We start from the raw sequence: 21,038 nt of genomic DNA on the forward strand, positions 1-21,038 counted from the left end.
TGTCGGACCAAGGCTGGAGATTGCTTCGCTGCGCTCGCAATGACGAGGAACAAGATCTACCCCAGCAATTCCTCAATCTCTTTGCGCAAATGTTCGGGCTTGGTCGTCGGCGCGTGGCGCGACACGACCTTGCCGTCGCGGTCGACCAGGAATTTGGTGAAATTCCACTTGATCCCGCTGCCCAGCAGCCCGCCCTTTTCCTGTTTCAGATGCTTGAAGATCGGGTCGGCGTCCGATCCGTTGACGTCGATTTTCGCCATCACCGGAAAGGTCACGTCATAGGTGAGCGTGCAAAAATTCGCGATCTCGTCCGCATCGCCCGGTTCCTGCGCGCCGAACTGGTTGCACGGGAAAGCCAGTATCTCGAACCCCCGGTCCTTGTAGTCGCGATAGATTTCCTCGAGCCCCTCATATTGCGGCGTGAAACCGCATTTCGATGCGGTGTTGACGATCAGCAGCACCTTGCCGCGATAATCGGCGAGCGACTGCGCTCCCCCGCCCGGCAACGGCGCCGAAAAATCATATAGGCTCATCTCATTTCTCCCCGGATGTTCGTTGTCTATAGATGAAATCGAAACTCGTCGCCCATGTCAGCCCGTGGTCGGTCGACTGCTCGCCATGCTGGCGCACCGATCCGTCGTCCGCGCGCGAATAGGTCATGCGGATCAGCGCATCCTGCCCCTGCCCCACGACGTTCGGCCACAGTCCGGTCAGCACCATCTTGCCGTCCGCGACCCCGCCGTCGAAATCGACGCGCGTTCCCGAACTGTCGACCCACGCCTGCCGCCATTGGCGGCGCTCGCGGTCGTAAAGGCTGAACGACCCGCCGCCCCCGCCCGACCGCGGTTTCCAGGTCTCGCGGATCGCGCAGCCGCCGAACATCGCCTCGATGCTGCTCGTCGCGACCTGCGTGTCGCTGCCGTTCGGAAAGACGTCCCACTCGCCGACCCAGAAATCGAACGCGCGGTGTTCGGCGCTCGTGCAGGCGGGCGGCGGCGGTGTCGGCGGCGTTTGCGCCGTCGCGGCGGCAGGCCAGACCAGCGCCGCGACGGCGAGCGCGCGATAATGTCGATTACGCATATGCACCCCCTTCGCCCCGGAGGTTGCAGCCTAGGCCTCTATGCGCCCCTCGTGCAAGCGCAGCACGCGGTCCATCCGCGCCGCGAGCCGTTCGTTGTGCGTCGCGACGAGCGCTGCCGATCCATGATCGCGCACCAGCTTCATGAACTGGTCGAACACGCGGTCGGCGGTCGCCTCGTCCAGATTGCCCGTCGGCTCGTCGGCGAGGACGAGCAGCGGCCGGTTCGCCAGCGCACGCGCGACCGCGACGCGCTGCTGCTCGCCGCCCGACAGCTTGCTCGGCTTGTGGTGCAGCCTTTCGGCAAGCCCCAGCCGGGCGAGCAGGTCGGCCGCGCGCTCCTCGGCCTCGGCCTGCGGCGCGCCGCGGATCAGTTGCGGCAGCACGACATTCTCGATGGCGTTGAAGTCGGGAAGCAGATGGTGGAACTGATAGACAAAGCCGATCTTCTCGCGCCGCGTCTTCGTCCGGTTGCCCTGGTCGATGCGCGTCACATCCTCGCCGTCGATGCGGATCACGCCTTCGAACCCGCCTTCGAGCAGCCCGACCGCCTGCAACATCGTCGATTTGCCCGACCCCGACGGACCGAGCAGCGCGACAATCTCGCCGCGCTTCAGCGCCGCGTCGACGCCGCGCAGCACGTCGATCGTCACCTCGCCCTGCACAAAGCTGCGCTTCAGGCCGACCAGTTCGAGCGCCAGATCACTCATAACGCAGCACCTGCACGGGGTCGGTATTCGCCGCCTTGAACGCCGGATAGAGCGTCGCGATGAAACTGAAGAGGATGACCATCACCGAAATGCCGATAATCTCGAACGGGTCGGGCTTCGACGGCAGTTCGGTCAGAAAGCGGATAGAGGGGTCCCATAGCGGCTGGCCGGTGATCCACTCCATCGACCGCACGACATTCTGGCGGATCGACAACAGCCCGAACCCGATGAGCAGCCCCATCGCAGTCCCCGCGACGCCGATCGACAGGCCGATCGCGATAAAGACGCGCATCACCGAATCGCGCGTCGCGCCCATCGTCCGCAGGATCGCAATGTCGCGCATCTTCGCGCGCACCAGCATGATCAGCGAAGAGACGATGTTGAACGAAGCGACAAGGATGATCAGCGACAGGATGACGAACATCGCGACGCGCTCGATCGCCAGCGCCTCGAACAGGCTGCTGTTCATCTGCCGCCAGTCCGAAACCACCGCCTGTGCCGCGACCTTTTCGGCGAGCGGCTGCAATATTTCGCCGACGCGGTCGGGGTCGGCCGTCTTGACCTCGATCATCCCCACCGTGTCGCCGATCAGGAGGAGGAGCTGTGCATCCTCCATCGGCATCACGACATAGAGCTTGTCGAAATCATAGACGCCGATCTCGAACACCGCCGACACGCGATAGCTGATCTCGCGCGGCACCGTGCCAAAGGGCGTCGAACGTCCGGCGGGATTGATGATCGTGATGTTCGATCCGACCGTCGCGCCCAGGTTGCGCGCCAGTTCGGACCCGATCGCGACATTCCCCGACCCCGGCGTCAGCGAACGCAGGTTGCCCTGCAACACCTTGCCGCCCAGCACGTCGTTGCGGCGAATATCCTCGACCGTCATCCCGCGCAGCAAAATGCCTTCGACGCGCCCCGAAAAGGTCGTGAGCAGGGGCTGCTCGATCAAGGGCGTCGCCGACACCACCTCGGGCGTCGCCTCCGCCTCTTTCAGCACGTCGCGCCAGTCGTCCAGCCGCCCGCCAAAGCCCTGAACGACCGCATGGCCGTTCAGCCCGACGATCTTGTCGAACAGATCGGCGCGCACGCCGTTCATCACGCTCATCACGATGACGAGCGCCGCGACGCCCAGCGTCACCGCGACAAAGCTGAACGCCGCGGCGACGAAGATGAAACCTTCGCCGCGCTGGGGGAGCATATAGCGTTTGAAGATAGTGCGCTCATAGGATCGCAGGATCATGCGGCGGCCGGCCTTTCAGGCGCAACGGACGTTGCGGTCATGCCGGTGCTTTAGGGAGCGGCCGCGCCGCTGGCAATAAGCCGCGATGCGCGCCGATGTTGCGAGCGAATCGCAACATCTGTTGCCAATCGGCCACAGGGCCAAGCAAAACCGCGCGCCAACTGCTTGCCAGAGGGTGACAAGGCGCCCTCCATTGCCTAGCCAAACGCTTCTGGTTCAACGCGGCCCAAAGGCCCGGCTCCAGGGAGTGCAGGTCCTTCGCCGGCCTGCGCACAAGGGGGATGGCGAGTGTTCGTCACAGGCGCCCGGGTTTTGCGAAAGCGAAGCCCGGGCGTTGTGATTCTGGCGCAAAGCATCGCAATGACGGCTTTGGGGTGGGTATCTGCCGCTAAATCCTCCCTGTGGCGAAGCCATGGGGAGGGGGACCGCTCGCGAAGCGAGGGGTGGAGGGGCCGCGACGTTGCGCCATTAGCCCCTCCGTCAGCCCTTCGGGCTGCCACCTCCCCATGCCTGCGGCACAGGGAGGATCGAACGTCCACTACCGGTCGATTCACGTCATTGCGACCAGATCGGGAGCGAATGGGGAAAACGGGGTGGAAAGCGGACTTGCTCACTTGGTTTCGTCATCCCGGACTTGATCCGGGATCCACGACGAGGGGGCGGCTATGGATCCCGGATCAAGTCCGGGATGACGATGAAATAAAGGATCGCGATCGCTCGCCAGCGGCCCTCAATCCTCCCTGTCGCGCAGCGATGGGGAGGTGGCAGCGCGCAGCGCTGACGGAGGGGCAATAACGCAACGCCGCCGCCCCTCCACCACCGCCTGCGGCGGCGGTCCCCCTCCCCATGCCTGCGGCACAGGGAGGATCGAACGTCCGCAATCGGTCGCTACCAGACTTTCGCAATGCTGAACTTGTTTCAGCATCCATGGCCTGAACTCTCGCTCAGTGCGGCGTCGACGGACAAGGCAGACCATGTTCCTCGAAACAGGTTCAGGGTGACGCGAACGGACGGGCAACAAGCACCCAGACCCCGGCGTCAGAGCAAAAACAGCATCGCCGCGGTAAAGAAGATCGCGAAGCTTTCGGCAAACAGGCGAAGGTCGCTGCCCTGGGCAAATATCGACGGGCGCACGCGCTGCTCCTGCAGCGCCATGCGCAACTCGCTTTCCCAATCCGTCGGGGCCGCAAGGCGCGCAAGCGTCAGTTGCCGCGCTCCATGGGCCCGGATGCGCCCGCGAATATCGATGATGTCGTCCGAGTTCATGCGCCGGAGGCTAAACCGATGCTAACGAGTCGATAAGGTTAAAAGATCGTTAACGCGCCCCCTGTCCCGTCGCGGCACAGCATCGAACGGTCTTGCTAACGCAGCGGCCGGATTCGGACGCGGCGCGAATCGTGCGCCCCCGACTGGAAGGGCTTGCACCGCTGCGGCCGCATCCGTGCGCCGAGGCACAGGCGGACCTCCTTCAACCAGCCTTCGCGGTCGACCGTCACCGCGATCATCGGTTCCGATATGCCGGGATTGACCTTTGCGAAAGCGGTACGGATGCGGCCCGCGGTCTGCGGGTGGCTGGCGAGCGCCGTCATGTCGGGAAAGCGCACCGCGCGGTACAATATCTGCGCGGCGCGGAAATAGGCGGCGGGGTTCGGGCTCATGCAGGTGCCGTGCTTCGCCCATTCGTGCTGGAGCAGTTGCACCGACGGCGTCATGCACAAATGCCGCCGCAGCACGGGTTGCGGAACGATCCGCGCCGGGCGGCACCATTGCGGATAATCCCTTGTGTCGCTTTCGGGCCAAAGGCCGTGGAGCACCCAACCGAATTTTCCATTCTCGCCCGAACATTGGAATCGGTCGCGCGCGCCCTTGGGATTGCGGACCCCCGCGCAATGCTGCGGCGACCAGCTCATCGCGAGCAGATAGCCGGTCACCGGCGGCTTCCGCACCGGCTCGCCGCGGCGCGGCTGCTCCATGCGCGGCACCGATATGCGGTCGGGGATCGTGCAGGCGGGCGCCTGCGCCAGCGCGGTCGCGGGCGCGAGCAGCGTCAGCGCCACCACCCCGAACCTTCGCGCCCGCGAAGGCGCGGGCCGCAACCGGTCTTGTGTGACGCTTCCAGCGCCCCCCGCCTGCGCGCGGGCGACGCCAACAAGGCTAGGCCAGCGCAAAGTCGAGCCCGATGTCGGCTGCGGGCGCCGACTGGGTGAGCCGTCCGACCGACACATAGGTCACGCCCGCAGCGCCGATGGCGCCGATGGTGTCGAGCGTCACCCCGCCCGACGCCTCGGTCGGGACGCGGCCGCCGACCAGCGCGACACATTCGCGAAGCTGCGCTGGCGTCATATTGTCGAGCAGCAGGTGCGTCGCGCCTGCCGTCAGCGCCGGTTCGACCTGGTCGATGCGGTCGACCTCGACGATGATATCGTCGATTTTCGCGGCGACAGCGCGGCGCACCGCCTCTTCGACCGACCCCGCGACCGCGACATGATTGTCCTTGATCATCGCCGCGTCCCACAGCCCTATGCGATGGTTCGTCGCGCCGCCCGTCCGCGTCGCATATTTTTCGAGGACGCGAAGCCCGGGGATCGTCTTGCGCGTGTCGAGCAGCGTCGCGCCCGTGCCCGCGAGCGCGTCGACATAGGCGCGCGTCATCGTCGCGATTCCCGAAAGATGCTGGACCGTGTTGAGCGCCGAACGCTCGGCGGTGAGCATCGCGCGCGCCTTGCCCGACAGGCGCATCAGGTCGGTGCCCGCGGCGACGGCGGCGCCCTCTTCGGCCAGGATTTCGATCTCGATGGCAGGATCGAGCGCGCGAAAGAAGGCTTCGGCGACGGGCAGCCCCGCGACGATGATCGCATCGCGGCTGTCCATCACCCCCTCGAAGCGCGCGTCGGCGGGAATCACCGCCATCGACGTAATATCGCCCCCGCTCCCCAGATCCTCGGCCAAAGTGGCGCGAACGAAGGCGTGGAGGTCGAAACCCGGAAGCGTGAATGCGGTCATGGCCCCCGCGATAAAGGCTGGCCGCCGCAAATCAACTTGACGTTTACGTAAACCAGCGCTGTCATGCACGCCACGCGGCACTTTCGCCAACATCGGAGAAGCCCATGCAATCCCCCATCTGCGCGATGCTCGACATCGAATTCCCCCTCCTCGCCTTCTCGCACTGCCGCGACGTCGTCGTCGCCGTGTCGAAAGCCGGCGGCATGGGCGTGTTCGGCGCCGCCGCACTGCCGCCCGAGCGGCTCGAGGAAGAACTGGCGTGGATCGACGCCCATATCGGCGGCAAACCCTATGGCGTCGACCTGATCGTGCCGAACAGCTTTGCCGGCAAGGGCGAAACCGGTGGCGCCACCCGCCCCGAGATTCCCGCGACGCACCGCGACTTCGCGGCCGGCCTGCTCGCACGCTTCGATATCGATGCTGTGGGAACGGACGATGCGACGGCGGCGCGACAAGCGCTCGGCGATAATATGACCGACGAAGGCGCGGCGGCGTTGCTCGAAGTCGCCTTCCGCCACCCGATCAAGCTCATCGCCAACGCGCTCGGCGTTCCGCCGTCACTGATGCTCGACCTCGGCAAGCGGCACGATGTCCCTGTCGCCGCGCTTGTCGGCACGCGCGACCACGCGCTCGCGCAGGTCCGCGCGGGAGTCGACATCCTCGTCGTGGCGGGCGGCGAAGCGGGCGGCCATTGCGGCGAGGTCGCGACGATGGTGCTCGTCCCCGAAGTCGCGGAAGCGGTCGGGGCGGTCGGCGCATCGACGCCGATCCTGGCCGCAGGCGGAATCGTCACGGGACGCCAGATGGCGGCGGCGATGGCGATGGGAGCGCACGGCGCCTGGTGCGGATCGGTCTGGCTGACGACCGCAGAGGCCGAAACCAATCCGGTCGTGAAGGAAAAGATGCTCGCCGCCTCGTCGCGCGACACGATCCGCTCGAAAAGCCGCACCGGCAAACCCTCGCGCCAGCTCCGCTCGCCCTGGACCGACGCCTGGGAGGCAGAGGATGCGCCGAAGCCGCTTCCCATGCCGCTCCAGTCGCTCGTCAGCGAACCGGCGCTGCGCAAGGTCGACAAGCTGGCGGAGGGCGGCCACGAGGGCGCGAAGCAGCTCGCAACCTATTGGGTCGGCCAGGGCGTCGGGCTCATGAACGAGCCGATGAGCGCGGGACAGGTCGTCCAGGCATTCAAGGAAGACTGGATCGCCGCCTGCGAGCGGCTGAACGGGTTTGTGGGCGGATAGTGCGTCGTCCCCGCGAAGGCGGGGGCCTCTGGCGACTTGAGCGGCTGATGGCGGCCCCCGCCTTCGCGGGGGCGACGCCTGATTACGATACAGTCGCCTTGACGATCTTGCCGGGCTCGCGCGGCGGCTCGCCCTTGGGCAGCGCGTCGACATTGTCCATGCCTTCGATCACTTCGCCCCAGACGGTGTACTGGTTATCGAGAAAGCGCGCGTCCTCGAAGCAGATGAAGAACTGGCTGTTCGCGCTGTTCGGGTTCTGCGCGCGTGCCATCGAGCAGACGCCGCGGACGTGCGGCTCGCTGTTGAACTCGGCCGGCAGGTCGGGAAGCTTGCTGCCGCCCATGCCGGTGCCCGTCGGGTCGCCGCCCTGCGCCATAAAGCCGGGGATCACGCGGTGAAAAACCACGCCGTCGTAAAATCCCTCGCTCGCCAGCTGGGTGATGCGCTCGACATGCTTGGGCGCGAGGTCGGGGCGCAGCTTGATGACGACGTCGCCGGTCGAAAGCGAAAGCGAAAGAGTCGGGTCGGACATTGTAGTCTCCTGCATTTTGGGAATTTGCGGGTGCCATAGCGGCGGACGCCGCCGATGCCACCCTTAAATTGCCCACTCGGACAGCGCGGCGTTGCCAATCGAGGGGCGGACGACTAGGGAAAATCATCGACGCCGCAGAGAGATGGGAGGACCGCGCGATGGACGAACGCGAAGATTCCCGCCCCCCCGAAGATGTCGCGCTCGACGAGCGAGACCGCGATGCGCCCCCTGCAGAAGCGACGGGCGAACTCGACGAAGATGATCGGTTGAAGCCGGAGTTCGTGCGGGACGTCATCGACTTGGCCGAAAGCGGCGAGGCGGAGGCAGCGCGCGAACGCGTCGGACGCCTGCACCCTGCCGACATCGCCGACCTGTTCGAACTGGCGCGCAGCGACGAGCGACCGATGCTCGCCGGCGTCCTCGGCGACATGCTCTCGGCCGAAGTGCTCGCCGAGATGAACGATTATGTCCGCGAGGAACTGATCGATCTTCTCGCGCCCGAACAGGTCGCCGAACTCGCCTCCGAACTCGATACCGACGATGCCGTCGCGATCATCGAGGATATGGAAGCCGACGAGCAGCAGGCAGTGCTGCGCGCGATGGAGCCCGAGGATCGCGCCGCGATCGAGGACGCGCTTTCTTTTCCCGAGGAGACCGCGGGACGCCTGATGCAGCGCGAATTCGTCGCGGTGCCCGAGCATGTCACGGTCGGCGACGTCATCGACCGCCTGCGCGAAGACGGCGACCTCACCACCGATTTCTGGGAAATATTCGTCGTCGATCCACTCGTCCGCCCGGTCGGCACCTGCCAGCTGAGCTGGATACTCCGCACACCGCGCGACATTGCGATCAGCGACGTGATGCGCCGCGAACAGACGCTGATCCCCGTCGACATGGACCAGGAAGAGGTCGCGCTGCGCTTTCAGAAATATGCGCTGATTTCTGCGGCGGTCGTCGACAAGGCGGGGCGGCTGGTCGGGATGATCACCGTCGACGATATCGTCCACATCATCCAGGAAGAGGCGGGTGAGGATATTTTGCGCCTGTCGGGCGCGGGCGACGGCGACATCAACGAGCCGATACGCGAGACCTATGGCGCGCGCGTCCGCTGGCTGGTGGCAAATCTCGGCACCGCGCTCGTCGCTTCGTCGATCGTCGGCTTTTTCGGCGGCGCGATCGAACAGATGGTCGCGCTCGCCGCTTTGATGCCGATCGTCGCCGGCGTCGGGGGCAACGCCGGAACGCAGACGCTCGCCGTCACCGTGCGCGCGCTCGCAATGAACCAGCTCACTGATTCGAACAGTTGGCGCGCGGTATTCCGCGAGATGAAGATTGCGCTGCTCAATGGCAGCACGATCGCTGCGATCGCCGGAACCGCGACCGCGTTGTGGTTCGGAAACCCGGCCCTTGGCGGGGTTATCGCGGCGGCAATGATCGTGAATATCTTTGTCGCGGGCGTGTCGGGGGTAGCGATCCCGTTACTGCTCGACCGGCTCGACCAGGACCCCGCTGTCGCCAGCTCGATCTTTGTCACGATGACGACCGATTCGATGGGTTTTCTGGCCTTTTTGGGACTTGCCGTCGCGAGCGGCCTGACCAGTTTATGAACTCTAATCCACTGTATTCAGGACGCTAGTTGCAGGGAGGGGAAAAAAGTGCATCGCGGCCATTTTTTTCGGGAACTTTTCGCGCGCGCTGTTCGTTTCCCGTCCGAGCAGCGATCATCGCCCCCCCGCAGCGCTGCTCAGCAACATTGGCCCGGCTCGCATTCCCTCCCCCCCCTCGAAGCGTGCCGGGCCATTTTGCGTCAAGAATAGATGAGGTGATTTATGTCGAGTTTCCGTGTCATCCTTCTCACCCTGCTAGCCGGTCTTCTGGTCACGGGCTGCAACACCGTGAAGGGCGTCGGCCGCGACATCGAATCGGTTGGCGAGGCAGGCGACCGCGCGCTCTGACGCGCTACCCCTCCAGATTTTGGGGACGGCCGGATTTATTCGGCGGTTTGTTCGGGCGCCGTTTCGGCGCCCGCCTTGCGTCGGCGCTGGGTAAACCAGATCGCGAATAGCGACAGCTCGTAAAGCAGCACCAGCGGTATCGCGAGGAGCAGCTGGCTCAATATATCGGGCGGGGTAAAGATGGCGGCGATCACAAAGGCCGCGACGATCATATAGCGGCGCGCCGACACAAGCTGTTCGCGCGTAACCAGCCCCGACCGTTCGATAAGCATCAACAGGATCGGGAGCAGGAAGGCGATGCCGAACGCCATGATGAACTGCATCGTGAAGCTGAGGTAATTGCCGACCGACGGCAACGCTTCCTGCGTTACTCCGCCCACCTCACCCTGATAGCCGAGCAGGAATTTGAGCGCGATCGGGATGGTGATGAAATAGGCGAAGCTAGCGCCCAATGCGAAAAGAAGCGGCGTCGCGAGCAGGAAGGGCAGAAGCGCGCGCTTTTCCTTGCGATAAAGCCCGGGCGCCACGAATTTCCACAATTGGTTGGCGATCACCGGAAAGGCGGTCATCAACGCCGCGAACAGCGCGACCTTGATCTCGACGAAAAACGCCTCGAACAGCTGCGTATAGATCAATCGCCCCTGCCCCGCCGCGACGAGCGGCTGGACGAGAACACCGAAAATCGGTTTCGCAAAATAGAGGCAGACGCCGAACGCTACAGCGATGGCGGCCAGCGACTTGAGCAATCGCGAGCGCAGTTCGATGAGATGATCGAGCAACGGCATCTTGCCGCCCGCACCGTCGGTATCCCCGGTCGACATCGGCGTCTCGGCGGTCATGGCAGCGGTCCGTCGCGCGGCGGAACCTCGTGCGTTTCCGGTTTGCTCGCCGCCGCTTCGTCGGCCGCGATCTCCGGATCGACGGGAGAATCGGCTGGCGGCGTTGACGTTGCAGGGATCATCGGCGGCGCATCGACACCGTCAACGCGCGGAAATTCGCGCATGATCGCCTCATTCTGTTCGCGCCACTGCTTTTCGAGCTCTTCAAGCTCGGCCTCGCGCATCATCGTGTCGAGGCCCGAGCGGAAGTGCCGCGCCATTCCGCGCGCCTTGCCCATCCATTTGCCGACGAAGCGCATGGCCTTGGGCAAGTCCTTGGGGCCGATGGCCACAAGGGCCACCACCACGACGAGCAACAACTCGGTGGGCGCAATATCGAACATGGATCAGGACATTCCCGCCGCGCGATTGGGATCAGCGGTTTTCGGTTTCCGCACTCGGGGTCGGCGTCGCGTCGGGCGCGCGCTGCCCCTCGATATGCTTGGGGGCCGAAGGCGGCGTATCGTCTTCCGACATGCCTTTCTTGAAGCTTTTTATGCCCTTGGCGACATCGCCCATCATATCGGAAAAGCGTCCCTTTCCGAACAGGAGCAGGATGATGATCCCGACGACCAGCCAATGCCAGATGCTGAAGCTACCCATTTACATTCTCCTCGAGCGCTTCATCTAGGCTTCCTCACCGTCTTTTACTAGGTCCAGTTCGCCGATTGCCTCCTCGAAAGCGAGGTCGACCGGGTCGAGCAGACCGGCGGCGCGCAAATCCTCGATACCAGGCAGGTCCTTGCGACTTTCGAGCCCGAAATGGCGCAAAAAAGAGTCGGTAGTCTTGTAGATGAGCGGCCTCCCGGGGACCTCGCGACGCCCGGCAGGCGCGATCCATTCGGCCTCCATCAACACATCGAGCGTGCCCTTCGACGTTTGCACCCCCCGGATCGCCTCGATCTCGGCGCGGCTGACCGGCTCGTGATAGGCGATGATGGCAAGAACCTCCGACGCCGCGCGCGAAAGTTTGCGCGGATCGTCGCGCTCGCGGCGGAGCAGATGCGCCAGATCGGCGGGCGTCTGGAAATGCCAGTGGCCGCCGCGCTCGACCAGTTCGATCCCGCTTCCGTCGTGACGCGCCGCGATCCGCTGAACGATCGCCCGGATCTCTCTCGGCGTCTTTTCGTCGCCGAGGCGGGCGGCGAGCTGGCGCGCGTCGAGCGGCGTGTCGCTGGCGAACAGCATCGCTTCGATTGCGCGTTCGAGATCGTCGATCATTGGCTTGCCGCTTTCAGGTAAAGGGGTTCGAAGGCACCATCCTGCCGCAAGTCGACGCGCCCCTGCCGCGCCAGTTCGAGCGCAGCGACAAAACTCGACGCCATCGCCGAGCGGCGAAGCGGGCCGTCGTAATCGGTCGGAAGGAAGTCGGAGAGCAGCGCCCAGTCGAGCCTCACGCCAATCAACCGTTCGAGGTGATGGAGCGCCGCGTCGAGCGTGACGACCGGGCGCCGCGAGACCATATGGATCGCGGGTTCTGTGCGGATTTTGACCTGTCCGTATGCCGAGAGAAGATCGTAAAGCGAGGCATCCCAGCGCCTTACCCTGACGTCATGCAGTCCTTCCGGCTGCGGACGGATGAAGACGTCGCGACCAATGCAGTCGCGCGCAAGCAAGCGCGCCGCCGCCTCGCGCATCGCGGCGAGCCGCTGGAGCCGCAACTGCAGACGAAGCGCCAGTTCGTCGGGCGACGGCTCCTCAAGTGGATCCTTCGGCAGCAGCAGCGCCGATTTCAGATAGGCGAGCCACGCCGCCATCACCAGATAATCGGCCGCAAGTTCCAGCTTGGCGCGCATTTCCGAAATGAACGCCAGATATTGCTCGACAAGCTGGAGAATAGAAATCTGGCGAAGGTCGACCTTTTGGCTGCGCGCGAGGGTCAGCAGCAGGTCGAGCGGCCCCTCCCAGCTTTCGAGTGACAGTTGAAGCGCTTCGTCGCGCTCGGCCGTTGCGGGGATCGCCTCATATTCGAGGGGCAGATCGTCCACAGACGTCAGGCCATCGCCAGCAGCGCGTCGCGCTGGTCGACAAGCGCTGCGAATTGGCGGGGGTCGCGCGCGCCGGCAATCCGGTCCATCGCGCCCTGCAATCGCGCGAGCGCGACCGGGCGGATCGGGTCGAGCGCGTTTGCGATGCCGACCATATCGTCCATCTTTGCCCAGCAATTGAGCGCAATGTCGCATCCAGCCGCAACTGCGGCGGCGGCGCGCGAGGGCACGTCGCCCGACAAGGCCTTCATGTCGAGATCGTCGGTCATCAACAGCCCGTGAAAGCCGATGCGCTGGCGTATCACGCTGTCGATGATAATCGGCGACAGCGTCGCGGGGCGGTCGGGGTCCCAGGCTTCGAAAATCACATGGCAGGTCATTGCCATCGCCGCATCGCGAAGCGCGGCAAAGGGCGCGAGATCGGTCTGAAGCTCATGGTCCGATGCGGTGACGATCGACAGTTTCTCGTGCGAATCGAACAGCGCACGGCCGTGACCGGGTATGTGTTTGACGACGCCGACGACGCCGCCATCCTGCAAGCCGTTCAATATTGCCCGACCGAGCGCCGCCACGCGCATCGGCTCGCTGCCGAGCGCGCGGTCGCCGATGATGTCGCTCGCGCCCGGCTGACGCACATCGAGCAAAGGAAGGCAGTCGACGGTGATCCCGACCTCTGCAAGCATCGACGCGAGCGCCATCGCATTGAGCCGCGCCGCCTCGATCGCGCTCGCCGGGGCGCGGTCGTACAGCGCGTCGAACGCGGCACCACTCGGGAAATCGGGCCATTCGGGCGCTTTCATCCGCGCCACGCGGCCGCCCTCCTGATCGATCAGAATGGGCAGATTGTCGCGCCCGTCGAGCGCGCGAAGCTCGTCGGTCAGCCGCCGAAGCTGCTCGCGGTTCGCAATGTTGCGGCCGAACAAAATATAGCCGGCGGGGGAGCAATCGCGGAAAAACGCCCGCTCATCGTCGTTCAGGGTCAATCCTGAAAGGCCAAAGATAGCGGGAATCATCGTGCGTCAATCTCCATCGATCGCCGCACTCCTGCGCGCGGCGAGCAGATCAGCGAACATGGCACAAGCCGCGCGTAGCGCCAAATATTGTTGAGGCGGAATGAGGCGATTCAGCGAACGATGACGCAATTTTCGCCCGCGACACGCAACTTTCCGCACAGCGCCGCGGCATTTTGGGCTGAGCCGGCGCCGACGCGAAGCCGATAGACCGTGCCGTCGCCGACCTTGGCGGGCGCAATCGAACGGTTGAGGTCGGCCAGATAAGCGAAACGTTTCGATAGGGTCGACCATGCCTTGTTCGCGGCCCCTTCGCTGCTGAACGCCCCGAGCTGGACCATGGCGCCCGAAGCCGCGCCACTTTCCGATACTGCCGGTTCAGGTGCATCCTTCGTGGCGACTGGTTGCGCGGCGGGAGGTTTGGGTGCGTTGGCCGCCTTCGCCGCTGCCTCGCGTTCCTGAGGCGTCACGGCGGGCTCTTCGGGCATCCGGCTCGGATCGACGCGGCCCGCCGGCTCGGCACCTTCGCTCGCGGCAAAACTTGCATCGCCTTCGCCGTCAAAGCTTTTTGCGGCATCATCCACGGGCGCGACCTTGTAATCGCCTTTCTGCGCAAGGATCAGCTCGCCACTGCCGCGCTTTCCTCCGTTCTGGATCCACCACAAGCTTCCGAGAACCACGCCGATCAAGAGCAGGCCGCCGAGCACCATGATCAGCAAGCGCGCGGGCGAGACCTCGCCATCGTCCTCGACACTGTCCGCCGGCTCGAGCCACGGCAGGCGGTCCTCGTCGACCAGCCCCAGTCCGGTGCCATTTTCCTCCGCCATCAAAGCATCTCCTCGAGCGCTTCTACCCCCATCAGGTGGAGCCCGTTGCGGATTACCTGCCCGATTCCATCGGCCAGATAAAGGCGGGTTGCAGTCAGTTCGGCGTCATCGGCGATGATGATCCGCGCTTCCGGCCGGTCGTTGCCCATGTTCCACCAGGCGTGAAAGGCCGCGGCGACGTCGCCCAGATAGAATGCGATGCGGTGCGGCTCGCGCGCCGCAGCCGCCGATTCGACGATCCGCGGGAATTGCGCGAGCAGCTTGACGATCGCGAGTTCATTATCGTCAAGGCGCGCCGGATCGGGCACAGCTTTGGCAATGCCAGCGTCGGCAAGCTTGCGCTTGAGCGAGGCAATCCGCGCGTGCGCATATTGGACATAGAATACGGGATTGTCGCGCGATGCCTCAACCACCTTGGCGAAGTCGAAGTCCATTTGCGCGTCGGCCTTGCGCGTCAGCATGGTGAAACGCACGGCATCCTTGCCGACCTCGTCGACAATGTCGGCGAGCGTGACAAAATTGCCTGCGCGCTTCGACATTTTGAATGGCTCGCCGTTCTTGAGCAGCCGCACCATCTGCACAAGCTTGATATCGAACGGCTTTTCACCGCCCGTCAGCGCGGCCACCGCGGCCTTGATCCGCTTCACCGTGCCGGCATGATCGGCGCCCCAAATGTCGATCAGCTCGTCGGCATCCTGCGCCTTCTGGAAATGATAGGCGAGGTCGGCGCCGAAATAGGTCCAGCTCCCGTCCGATTTCTTGATTGGCCGGTCTTGGTCGTCACCGAAACGGGTCGAACGGAACAGCGGCAGTTCGACAGCTTCCCAGTCTTCGGGCGTTTCGCCCTTGGGGGCCTCGAGCATCCCGTCATAGACAAGATCTTGTTCGCGCAGCCATTTTTCGGCTTCGTCGGGCTTGCCCGCTGCTTGCAACTCGGCCTCCGACGAGAATATATCGTGGTGGATGCCCAGCTTGGCGAGGTCGGCGCGGATCATGTCGAGCATCGCGCTCACGGCCTCGGCACGGAACAGACCGAGCCACGCGCGTTCGGGTGCGCCGACGAAGCGGTCGCCATATTCTGTCGCAAGCCGCGCAGCGACCGGCTTCAGATAGTCGCCCGGATACAGCCCTTCGGGAATGGCGCCAATATCTTCTCCGAGCGCTTCGCGGTAGCGCATATGCACGGACCGGGCGAGAACATCGACCTGCGCTCCTGCGTCGTTGACATAATATTCACGGACGACCTTATGCCCGGCGAATTCGAGCAGCGCCGCCAGCGCATCGCCGACGACTGCGCCACGGCAATGCCCGACATGCATCGGACCGGTGGGATTTGCCGAAACATATTCGACATTAACGCAGCGGTCTTCACCCATTTTCGAGCGGCCATAATCGTCGCCATCGCCATGAATGGCAGCCAGTTCGGCGCGCCAGCTGTCGGCCGACACGCGGAGGTTGATAAAGCCGGGACCGGCGACGCTGGCCTCCTCGACCTCGGCAACGCTGACGAGCTCAGCCGCCAGCAATTCGGCCAGCGCGCGCGGGTTCATTCCGGCCGGTTTGCTCAGCACCATGGCGGCGTTCGTTGCAACATCGCCATGCGCGGGATCGCGCGGGGGTTCGACGCTGATCGCGCGGCGGTCGAGCCCCGCAGGGATCGCATCGCGCGCCGCAATGGCGTCGAGCGCCGAAGCGATATGGTCTGAAAAGCGGCGGAACAGGGTCACGGGTGATCCTATCTTCGGTCAAAAAGGCTGGCGCGGCCTAGCGCAGCTTGGAACATGCGAAAAGCCCTGCGTCGCCATAACGGCGCGCAGGGCCTGTATGGATGCGAACGCCATGCGGCGCCGCGAGATTATCGTCGGACGTTATATTCGAGCTGTTCCTGCGTCAGCTGAAAGCCGACAAGAAGTTCGAAACTCGCGCGCTGCACCGCGGCGCGAACCTCCGGAAGGCTCAGCGGGTCGATCGCGGCGTCCTGATCGCCAGCGCGGCGGCGGCGCGTGATGCGTTCCTGAATGTCGGCGGGCAGCGTGGCGGCGGCGCGATCGACAAAGGCCGACGCCTCGCCGCGTCCGGTCCCGCGCACCTGCCCTTCGGGGAAAGTGACCGTTACCTGCCCCAAACGCTTTGCGACGACCGCGGTGCCGCCCTGCACGACGGTTCCGAAATAAGGCAGGGTAACCGAACGTGCGGGGCCAGCATCACGGCGCGTCGCGACCACGTCGAAACTGGCAAGCTGATATACTTTCTCGCCCTGGTCGTTGCACTGCTGCGTCACATTGGTGATCGTCGCGACGATGTCGATGGCGCTCGCGTCGCGGCTGTTCGCCGGATCGAACAAGGTGATGTCGCCCGTGTGCATCGGCACAGCAACGGCGGGGCAAGCGCTCCGCGTCGCTGTGATGCCGACGCCGCCCGCCACTTCGATTTCATTGTCCCGCGCACACCCGGTGACGGTGACAACGGCTGCCGTGCCGAACAACAGGGTCAGAAACTTACGGGAGGCAATCGAAATGGACATCATGATAATCGGGCTTTCCAAACAGGCGCGAGCGCAGCGGGTCGGTCGAGACCGCTTCATGCGCGCCGCTTCTTATCGGGGGGATGAACGCGGCGCAACGGTGCGAAGCCGCTTTACCCGATATGCCGCGCTGCGCTAGAGCGCCTGCATCATGAACGCTCCCCTGTCCTCGATACATGCCGACCACAGCACGGCGGCCGAACTGAAGCTGTTGATTGCGGCGCCGCGCGGGTTTTGCGCGGGCGTCGACCGGGCGATCCGTATCGTCGAGCTTGCGATCGAGCGCTTCGGGGCGCCGGTCTATGTCCGGCACGAAATCGTCCACAACCGCTATGTCGTCGACACGCTGCGCGCCAAGGGCGCGATATTCGTCGAATCGCTCGATCAGGTGCCCGACGGCGTCCCGGTCGTTTTCAGCGCCCACGGCGTGCCCAAGGCCGTTCCTGCCAAGGCGGAGGCGCGCGGGCTGGAATATATCGACGCAACCTGCCCTCTGGTGTCCAAGGTCCACCGGCAGGCCGAGCGCGCGAACGAAGCCGGTCGACACATCATCTTCATCGGCCATGCCGGTCATCCCGAGGTTGTAGGGACGCTGGGTCAATTGCCCGAAGGCGCAATGACATTGGTGGAATCGGTCGACGACGTCGCCCGACTATCCCCGCAGAATCCCGACGCGCTCTCTTTCCTGACCCAGACGACGCTGTCGGTGGACGATACGCGCGATATCGTTGCCGCGCTGCAGCACCGGTTCCCGACGATCGCCGGACCACGCGGGGAAGATATCTGCTACGCCACGTCGAACCGGCAGGAGGCCGTGAAGGCCATCGCGGGCCTGTGCGATCGCATGATCGTGATCGGCGCTCCCAACAGCTCGAACAGCCTGCGCCTCGTCGAGGTGGCAGAGCGACTGGGCACTCCGGCGCATCTGGTGCAGCGAGGGACCGACATCGACCCCGCCTGGATTGCCGACATCGCGACGCTTGGCATCACGGCGGGCGCCAGTGCACCCGAAGAACTGGTACGCGAGATCATCGAGGCTGTCGCTGCGCTCCGCCCGCTCACCGAGGAAGTCGTCGTCACGGCGGAAGAAAATATGGTCTTCAAGCTGCCGCGCGGGCTCGAGCCGGCGGCTAACTGATGGCGGTCTATACCGACGTCGATCCCGACGACCTTGCCGCGCTCGTCGCCCGCTACGACATCGGGACGCTGTTGTCGTGCAAGGGAATCGCCGAGGGCGTCGAGAACAGCAATTTCCTGCTCGAAACCACTGGCGGGCGCTTCATCCTCACGCTCTACGAGAAGCGCGTCAGCGAGGGCGATCTGCCCTTTTTCGTCGACCTCCTCGCCCATCTTTCCGAAAAACATTGCCCGGTCCCGGCGATGATCCGCGATCGCGGCGGTGATGCGATTCAGCGCATTTCGGGGCGCGCCGCGTGCATCATTCAATTTTTGTCAGGCATATCGCTGACGCATCCCAGCCCGGCGCAATGCGCGTCGGCGGGCGCCGCGCTCGGCGCCATGCACCGCGCCGTGGCTGACTTTGGCGGCACGCGCGCCAACAGCATGGGCCGCGAGCATTGGCGTGAAGTCGCCTCCGCCACCGGCAATCTCGATGTCGTGATTCCGGGGTTGCAGGCCGTCGTCGACGCCGAACTCGACCTTCTCGACCGCGAATGGCCGAGCGACCTGCCAAAGCATGTCATCCATGCGGACCTCTTTCCCGACAATGTGCTCATGCTCGGCGACCGGGTGACCGGGCTGATCGACTTCTACTTCGCCGCCACCGACTTTCGCGCCTATGACGTCGCCGTCACCCATGCCTCCTGGACGTTTTCGGACGACGGCAGGAACTGCAACCTGGCGCGTGCCGGCGCCTTGATGCGAGGTTATGCAGAGGAAATTTGCCTGACTGACATGGAAGTCGCGGCACTGCCGCTGCTCGCGCGCGGCGCGGCGCTGCGCTTCCTGCTTACGCGTGCGCACGACTGGGTCCACACGCCCGCCGATGCCCTTGTTACCCGGAAAGACCCTGCCCCCTTCCTTGCACGCCTGCGCCGGTATCAGGCCGAAGACGCGGCCGAACTGTTCGTTGGTATATGACCACGGATAGCAAGCGAACGGTGATCGTTGCGACTGACGGGGCTTGCAAGGGCAATCCCGGTCCCGGTGGCTGGGGCGCGGTTCTGCGCTGGGGCGATGTCGTCAAGACGCTCTCCGGCGGCGAGGCCGACACGACGAACAACCGGATGGAATTGCTGGCGGCGATCGAGGCACTGGCAGCGCTCAAGCGCGGATGCCGCGTCGAATTGTCGACCGACAGCGTCTATGTCCGCGACGGCATCACCAAATGGGTGCATGGCTGGCAGCGCAACGGCTGGAAGACGGCTGCAAAGAAGCCCGTGGCCAATGCCGATCTGTGGCAGCGGCTGGTCGCCGAAGCCGCGCGCCACCAGATCGAATGGCTTTGGGTCAAGGGTCACGCCGGCCACGGCGACAATGAACTGGCCGACAAGCTGGCCAGCGACGCAGCGCTGGCGATAGCAGGGCGTCGCTAGCCGCGAAGCCTCATTCGGCTTCGCGAGTGTCCGATCCCGGTCCGTTTTTCTTGATCGATTCGATGGCGTTCACTGCCGAGGCCTTGCTCGAATAGCCCTCGGTCCAGAAGATGGTTTCGCTGTTATACTTGAAATAGGCAACGAACTCGCCGGCCTTGTTCTTCTTGATCTCGAAATAATGGGCCATGTCATTCTCCGCTGGTCATGTCGCGCGGACGGTGGCGCAACGCAGCCATCCTAGGCATCGCGTCCGGTCGCGCAACCCCGCCGCTTGCGGCTCAGCCAAACCGGGACGGCGAAAATGGCGAAGCATCGACGCAAGCAATCGGTCCGTCGGCAAGCGGCGCTCCCAATTGGGCCGCAAGAAGTGCACCAATTGCGGGCGAGGTCTGGATACCGAAGCCGCCCTGCCCCGCGCACCAGACGAAGCCCTCCTGATGCGGATCAGCGCCGAATACCGGAATACGGTCGGGCGCAAAGCTGCGCAGTCCCGCCCATTTGCGTTCGACTGCGGCAATGGGCCAGTCGACGACCGATTGCATCCGGTCGATGGCGACGGCGACATCGAGCTCCTCCGGTGCGGCATCGCACGGGTCGGTGGCGGTTTCGTCATGCGGGCTGAGCCACACCCGTCCCTCACCGACACCCTTGAAATAGAAATCGCCGCCGACGTGGATAATCAGGGGAAGGTCGGCCGGTGTCGCGACACCGAGCCGCAACTGCATCACGGTCCGGCGATAGGGCTGGATTCCGACGGGTTTCGCGCCGCATACTGCTGCCACCCGGTCGGCCCATGCCCCGGCCGCGTTGACGATGACGGCGGCCTCGAGTTTCTCGCCGCCGACGCTCGCCTCCCACCGGTCACCGAGCCAACGCGCCGACACAAGTTTCTTGCGCGGGGCCAGCAGCGCTCCGGCGCGTTTAGCGGCGCGCAAATAGGCCGCATGCAGCCCGCCGACGTCGATGTCGCTGCACGCGGGCTCGAAAGCCGCCTCGGTCCACTCGGGCCGGATACCCGCGACCCTGTCTGCTACTGCCGCACCGGTGAGGCGCATGACATCGACGCCCTGCTCGGCAAATTCAGCGACGAAAGCGTCAACCGCGGCGCACTCCTCGCGCTGCCCGATGGTCAGCGCAGCGCGGGGCGAGAGAAAGCCGTGCTCCGAAAAATCGGGCGGCGGTGCGTCGAGCAGAGCGAAGGAGGCGGCCGACAGGGGCTGGACGCGTACGCCGCCATAGCTCTCGTGCCAAAAAGCTGCCGAGCGTCCGGTCGCATGATAGCCCGGCGCGTCTTCGCGCTCGATCATCATCACGCGGCGATGGGGCGCGAGGGCCGCTGCCAGGCTTGCGCCGCCAATCCCGGCGCCGACGATCAGCACGTCGATGGACGAAGGAAGAGCGGACGTCATTGCCCGTCCGCATATCGACCAAGCGCGGAATTGCAAGCCGCGCGGCAGACATGGTTACTATTTGGTAAGCCATGCTGCGTAGGAC

The 21,038-nt window shown here is 64.7% G+C and carries 25 protein-coding genes; 6 read left to right on the top strand and 19 right to left on the bottom strand.

From position 1 onward, the window contains the following. Window positions 1-56: 56 nt before the first annotated feature. The 7 genes from H7692_RS02670 to nadC form a co-directional block, all read right to left on the bottom strand. Window positions 57-533: a glutathione peroxidase gene (locus tag H7692_RS02670; protein WP_222136038.1), complete on the bottom strand. Its 477-nt coding sequence runs from the start codon at window positions 531-533 to the stop codon at window positions 57-59. A 1-nt stretch (window position 534) separates the two neighbouring features. Beyond that, complete coding sequence (locus H7692_RS02675) at window positions 535-1,080, bottom strand: hypothetical protein (RefSeq protein ID WP_227339736.1); 546 nt, start codon at window positions 1,078-1,080, stop codon at window positions 535-537. A 30-nt stretch (window positions 1,081-1,110) separates the two neighbouring features. Beyond that, window positions 1,111-1,788, bottom strand: a complete 678-nt coding sequence (locus H7692_RS02680; RefSeq protein WP_201925672.1) for an ABC transporter ATP-binding protein — start codon at window positions 1,786-1,788, stop codon at window positions 1,111-1,113. Then, entirely contained in the window at window positions 1,781-3,031 is a 1,251-nt protein-coding gene (locus tag H7692_RS02685) for a lipoprotein-releasing ABC transporter permease subunit (protein ID WP_201925674.1), read from the bottom strand. The genes H7692_RS02680 and H7692_RS02685 overlap by 8 nt, the downstream gene beginning before the upstream one ends. Before the next feature lie 1,038 nt (window positions 3,032-4,069). Further along, window positions 4,070-4,297 (bottom strand): hypothetical protein, encoded by a 228-nt coding sequence (locus H7692_RS02690; RefSeq protein ID WP_227339737.1) that lies wholly within the window; start codon window positions 4,295-4,297, stop codon window positions 4,070-4,072. A gap of 95 nt (window positions 4,298-4,392) precedes the next feature. After that, entirely contained in the window at window positions 4,393-5,088 is a 696-nt protein-coding gene (locus tag H7692_RS02695) for a ribonuclease T2 family protein (RefSeq protein ID WP_227339738.1), read from the bottom strand. A gap of 97 nt (window positions 5,089-5,185) precedes the next feature. Beyond that, window positions 5,186-6,034 carry a carboxylating nicotinate-nucleotide diphosphorylase gene (gene nadC, locus H7692_RS02700; RefSeq protein ID WP_227339739.1) on the bottom strand — a complete coding sequence of 283 codons (849 nt, stop codon included), beginning with the start codon at window positions 6,032-6,034 and terminating at the stop codon, window positions 5,186-5,188. A gap of 104 nt (window positions 6,035-6,138) precedes the next feature. On the opposite strand from nadC, the gene H7692_RS02705 reads away from it, so the two are divergent. Beyond that, the gene (locus H7692_RS02705; protein ID WP_222136031.1) at window positions 6,139-7,275 is read left to right on the top strand and encodes an NAD(P)H-dependent flavin oxidoreductase; all 1,137 of its coding nucleotides are present in this window, start codon (window positions 6,139-6,141) and stop codon (window positions 7,273-7,275) included. An 82-nt stretch (window positions 7,276-7,357) separates the two neighbouring features. Here H7692_RS02705 and H7692_RS02710 read toward each other — a convergent pair whose 3' ends face one another. Then, window positions 7,358-7,807 carry a peptidylprolyl isomerase gene (locus H7692_RS02710; protein WP_222136030.1) on the bottom strand — a complete coding sequence of 150 codons (450 nt, stop codon included), beginning with the start codon at window positions 7,805-7,807 and terminating at the stop codon, window positions 7,358-7,360. Between the two features lie 158 nt (window positions 7,808-7,965). Between H7692_RS02710 and mgtE the strand changes: the two genes are divergently transcribed. Next, the gene (gene mgtE / locus H7692_RS02715; protein ID WP_222136029.1) at window positions 7,966-9,414 is read left to right on the top strand and encodes a magnesium transporter; all 1,449 of its coding nucleotides are present in this window, start codon (window positions 7,966-7,968) and stop codon (window positions 9,412-9,414) included. A 222-nt stretch (window positions 9,415-9,636) separates the two neighbouring features. Beyond that, window positions 9,637-9,762, top strand: a complete 126-nt coding sequence (locus H7692_RS02720; protein WP_201925690.1) for an entericidin A/B family lipoprotein — start codon at window positions 9,637-9,639, stop codon at window positions 9,760-9,762. Window positions 9,763-9,797: 35 nt separating this feature from the next. On the opposite strand, the gene tatC is transcribed toward H7692_RS02720, so the two are convergent. The 9 genes from tatC to H7692_RS02765 all read right to left on the bottom strand — a co-directional run bounded on the left by tatC (window position 9,798) and on the right by H7692_RS02765 (window position 16,992). Next, window positions 9,798-10,601 carry a twin-arginine translocase subunit TatC gene (gene tatC, locus H7692_RS02725; RefSeq protein WP_222136028.1) on the bottom strand — a complete coding sequence of 268 codons (804 nt, stop codon included), beginning with the start codon at window positions 10,599-10,601 and terminating at the stop codon, window positions 9,798-9,800. After that, window positions 10,598-10,984 carry a Sec-independent protein translocase protein TatB gene (gene tatB / locus H7692_RS15155; RefSeq protein ID WP_201925695.1) on the bottom strand — a complete coding sequence of 129 codons (387 nt, stop codon included), beginning with the start codon at window positions 10,982-10,984 and terminating at the stop codon, window positions 10,598-10,600. The genes tatC and tatB overlap by 4 nt, the downstream gene beginning before the upstream one ends. A 31-nt stretch (window positions 10,985-11,015) precedes the next feature. Further along, complete coding sequence (locus H7692_RS02735) at window positions 11,016-11,243, bottom strand: twin-arginine translocase TatA/TatE family subunit (protein WP_201925697.1); 228 nt, start codon at window positions 11,241-11,243, stop codon at window positions 11,016-11,018. A gap of 24 nt (window positions 11,244-11,267) precedes the next feature. Continuing rightward, complete coding sequence (scpB, locus tag H7692_RS02740) at window positions 11,268-11,861, bottom strand: SMC-Scp complex subunit ScpB (protein ID WP_222136027.1); 594 nt, start codon at window positions 11,859-11,861, stop codon at window positions 11,268-11,270. Next, the gene (locus tag H7692_RS02745; RefSeq protein WP_222136026.1) at window positions 11,858-12,628 is read right to left on the bottom strand and encodes a segregation and condensation protein A; all 771 of its coding nucleotides are present in this window, start codon (window positions 12,626-12,628) and stop codon (window positions 11,858-11,860) included. Before H7692_RS02745 ends, scpB begins: the two co-directional genes overlap by 4 nt. 5 nt (window positions 12,629-12,633) lie before the next feature. Then, window positions 12,634-13,641, bottom strand: a complete 1,008-nt coding sequence (nagZ, locus tag H7692_RS02750; RefSeq protein ID WP_222136025.1) for a beta-N-acetylhexosaminidase — start codon at window positions 13,639-13,641, stop codon at window positions 12,634-12,636. 110 nt (window positions 13,642-13,751) lie between these two features. Beyond that, window positions 13,752-14,465 (bottom strand): SPOR domain-containing protein, encoded by a 714-nt coding sequence (locus H7692_RS02755; RefSeq protein WP_201925706.1) that lies wholly within the window; start codon window positions 14,463-14,465, stop codon window positions 13,752-13,754. Beyond that, window positions 14,465-16,192, bottom strand: coding sequence for an arginine--tRNA ligase (argS, locus tag H7692_RS02760; protein ID WP_222136024.1), 1,728 nt, complete (start codon window positions 16,190-16,192; stop codon window positions 14,465-14,467). The genes H7692_RS02755 and argS overlap by 1 nt, the downstream gene beginning before the upstream one ends. Window positions 16,193-16,320: 128 nt before the next feature. Beyond that, window positions 16,321-16,992, bottom strand: a complete 672-nt coding sequence (locus H7692_RS02765; RefSeq protein ID WP_201925710.1) for a hypothetical protein — start codon at window positions 16,990-16,992, stop codon at window positions 16,321-16,323. A gap of 148 nt (window positions 16,993-17,140) precedes the next feature. On the opposite strand from H7692_RS02765, the gene ispH reads away from it, so the two are divergent. From ispH to rnhA, 3 genes are read left to right on the top strand one after another with little or no spacing between them, the layout of a single operon-like run. Next, complete coding sequence (ispH, locus tag H7692_RS02770) at window positions 17,141-18,127, top strand: 4-hydroxy-3-methylbut-2-enyl diphosphate reductase (protein WP_201925712.1); 987 nt, start codon at window positions 17,141-17,143, stop codon at window positions 18,125-18,127. After that, window positions 18,127-19,089, top strand: coding sequence for a homoserine kinase (gene thrB, locus H7692_RS02775; protein WP_201925715.1), 963 nt, complete (start codon window positions 18,127-18,129; stop codon window positions 19,087-19,089). The genes ispH and thrB overlap by 1 nt, the downstream gene beginning before the upstream one ends. Further along, on the top strand, window positions 19,086-19,544 hold the full coding sequence (gene rnhA / locus H7692_RS02780; protein ID WP_201925717.1) for a ribonuclease HI: 459 nt from the start codon (window positions 19,086-19,088) through the stop codon (window positions 19,542-19,544). The genes thrB and rnhA overlap by 4 nt, the downstream gene beginning before the upstream one ends. A gap of 10 nt (window positions 19,545-19,554) precedes the next feature. Here the strand turns inward: rnhA and H7692_RS02785 are convergent, their stop codons facing one another. Both H7692_RS02785 and H7692_RS02790 read right to left on the bottom strand, forming a co-directional pair. Continuing rightward, complete coding sequence (locus tag H7692_RS02785) at window positions 19,555-19,731, bottom strand: YegP family protein (RefSeq protein ID WP_201925719.1); 177 nt, start codon at window positions 19,729-19,731, stop codon at window positions 19,555-19,557. A gap of 91 nt (window positions 19,732-19,822) precedes the next feature. Then, window positions 19,823-20,953 (bottom strand): NAD(P)/FAD-dependent oxidoreductase, encoded by a 1,131-nt coding sequence (locus tag H7692_RS02790; RefSeq protein ID WP_201925721.1) that lies wholly within the window; start codon window positions 20,951-20,953, stop codon window positions 19,823-19,825. Window positions 20,954-21,038: the final 85 nt, after the last annotated feature.

Origin of the sequence: Sphingopyxis sp. P8 (assembly GCF_020622175.1) — a bacterium.
In the GTDB taxonomy this organism is placed as follows: Bacteria; Pseudomonadota; Alphaproteobacteria; order Sphingomonadales; family Sphingomonadaceae; genus Sphingopyxis; species Sphingopyxis jiangsuensis.

Bases quoted from the DNA above. Each gene is read 5' to 3' on its own strand.
- H7692_RS02710 (WP_222136030.1), bottom strand. From the start codon at position 7,807: ATGTCCGACCCGACTCTTTCGCTTTCGCTTTCGACCGGCGACGTCGTC.
- H7692_RS02705 (WP_222136031.1), top strand. From the start codon at position 6,139: ATGCAATCCCCCATCTGCGCGATGCTCGACATCGAATTCCCCCTCCTC.
- H7692_RS02690 (WP_227339737.1), bottom strand. From the start codon at position 4,297: ATGAACTCGGACGACATCATCGATATTCGCGGGCGCATCCGGGCCCAT.
- ispH (WP_201925712.1), top strand. From the start codon at position 17,141: ATGAACGCTCCCCTGTCCTCGATACATGCCGACCACAGCACGGCGGCC.
- H7692_RS02790 (WP_201925721.1), bottom strand. From the start codon at position 20,953: ATGACGTCCGCTCTTCCTTCGTCCATCGACGTGCTGATCGTCGGCGCC.
- H7692_RS02785 (WP_201925719.1), bottom strand. From the start codon at position 19,731: ATGGCCCATTATTTCGAGATCAAGAAGAACAAGGCCGGCGAGTTCGTT.
- H7692_RS02680 (WP_201925672.1), bottom strand. From the start codon at position 1,788: ATGAGTGATCTGGCGCTCGAACTGGTCGGCCTGAAGCGCAGCTTTGTG.
- tatC (WP_222136028.1), bottom strand. From the start codon at position 10,601: ATGACCGCCGAGACGCCGATGTCGACCGGGGATACCGACGGTGCGGGC.
- H7692_RS02720 (WP_201925690.1), top strand. From the start codon at position 9,637: ATGTCGAGTTTCCGTGTCATCCTTCTCACCCTGCTAGCCGGTCTTCTG.
- H7692_RS02735 (WP_201925697.1), bottom strand. From the start codon at position 11,243: ATGGGTAGCTTCAGCATCTGGCATTGGCTGGTCGTCGGGATCATCATC.
- H7692_RS02765 (WP_201925710.1), bottom strand. From the start codon at position 16,992: ATGATGTCCATTTCGATTGCCTCCCGTAAGTTTCTGACCCTGTTGTTC.
- H7692_RS02670 (WP_222136038.1), bottom strand. From the start codon at position 533: ATGAGCCTATATGATTTTTCGGCGCCGTTGCCGGGCGGGGGAGCGCAG.
- scpB (WP_222136027.1), bottom strand. From the start codon at position 11,861: ATGATCGACGATCTCGAACGCGCAATCGAAGCGATGCTGTTCGCCAGC.
- nadC (WP_227339739.1), bottom strand. From the start codon at position 6,034: ATGACCGCATTCACGCTTCCGGGTTTCGACCTCCACGCCTTCGTTCGC.
- H7692_RS02675 (WP_227339736.1), bottom strand. From the start codon at position 1,080: ATGCGTAATCGACATTATCGCGCGCTCGCCGTCGCGGCGCTGGTCTGG.
- H7692_RS02755 (WP_201925706.1), bottom strand. From the start codon at position 14,465: ATGGCGGAGGAAAATGGCACCGGACTGGGGCTGGTCGACGAGGACCGC.
- nagZ (WP_222136025.1), bottom strand. From the start codon at position 13,641: ATGATTCCCGCTATCTTTGGCCTTTCAGGATTGACCCTGAACGACGAT.
- rnhA (WP_201925717.1), top strand. From the start codon at position 19,086: ATGACCACGGATAGCAAGCGAACGGTGATCGTTGCGACTGACGGGGCT.
- mgtE (WP_222136029.1), top strand. From the start codon at position 7,966: ATGGACGAACGCGAAGATTCCCGCCCCCCCGAAGATGTCGCGCTCGAC.
- tatB (WP_201925695.1), bottom strand. From the start codon at position 10,984: ATGTTCGATATTGCGCCCACCGAGTTGTTGCTCGTCGTGGTGGTGGCC.
- H7692_RS02685 (WP_201925674.1), bottom strand. From the start codon at position 3,031: ATGATCCTGCGATCCTATGAGCGCACTATCTTCAAACGCTATATGCTC.
- thrB (WP_201925715.1), top strand. From the start codon at position 18,127: ATGGCGGTCTATACCGACGTCGATCCCGACGACCTTGCCGCGCTCGTC.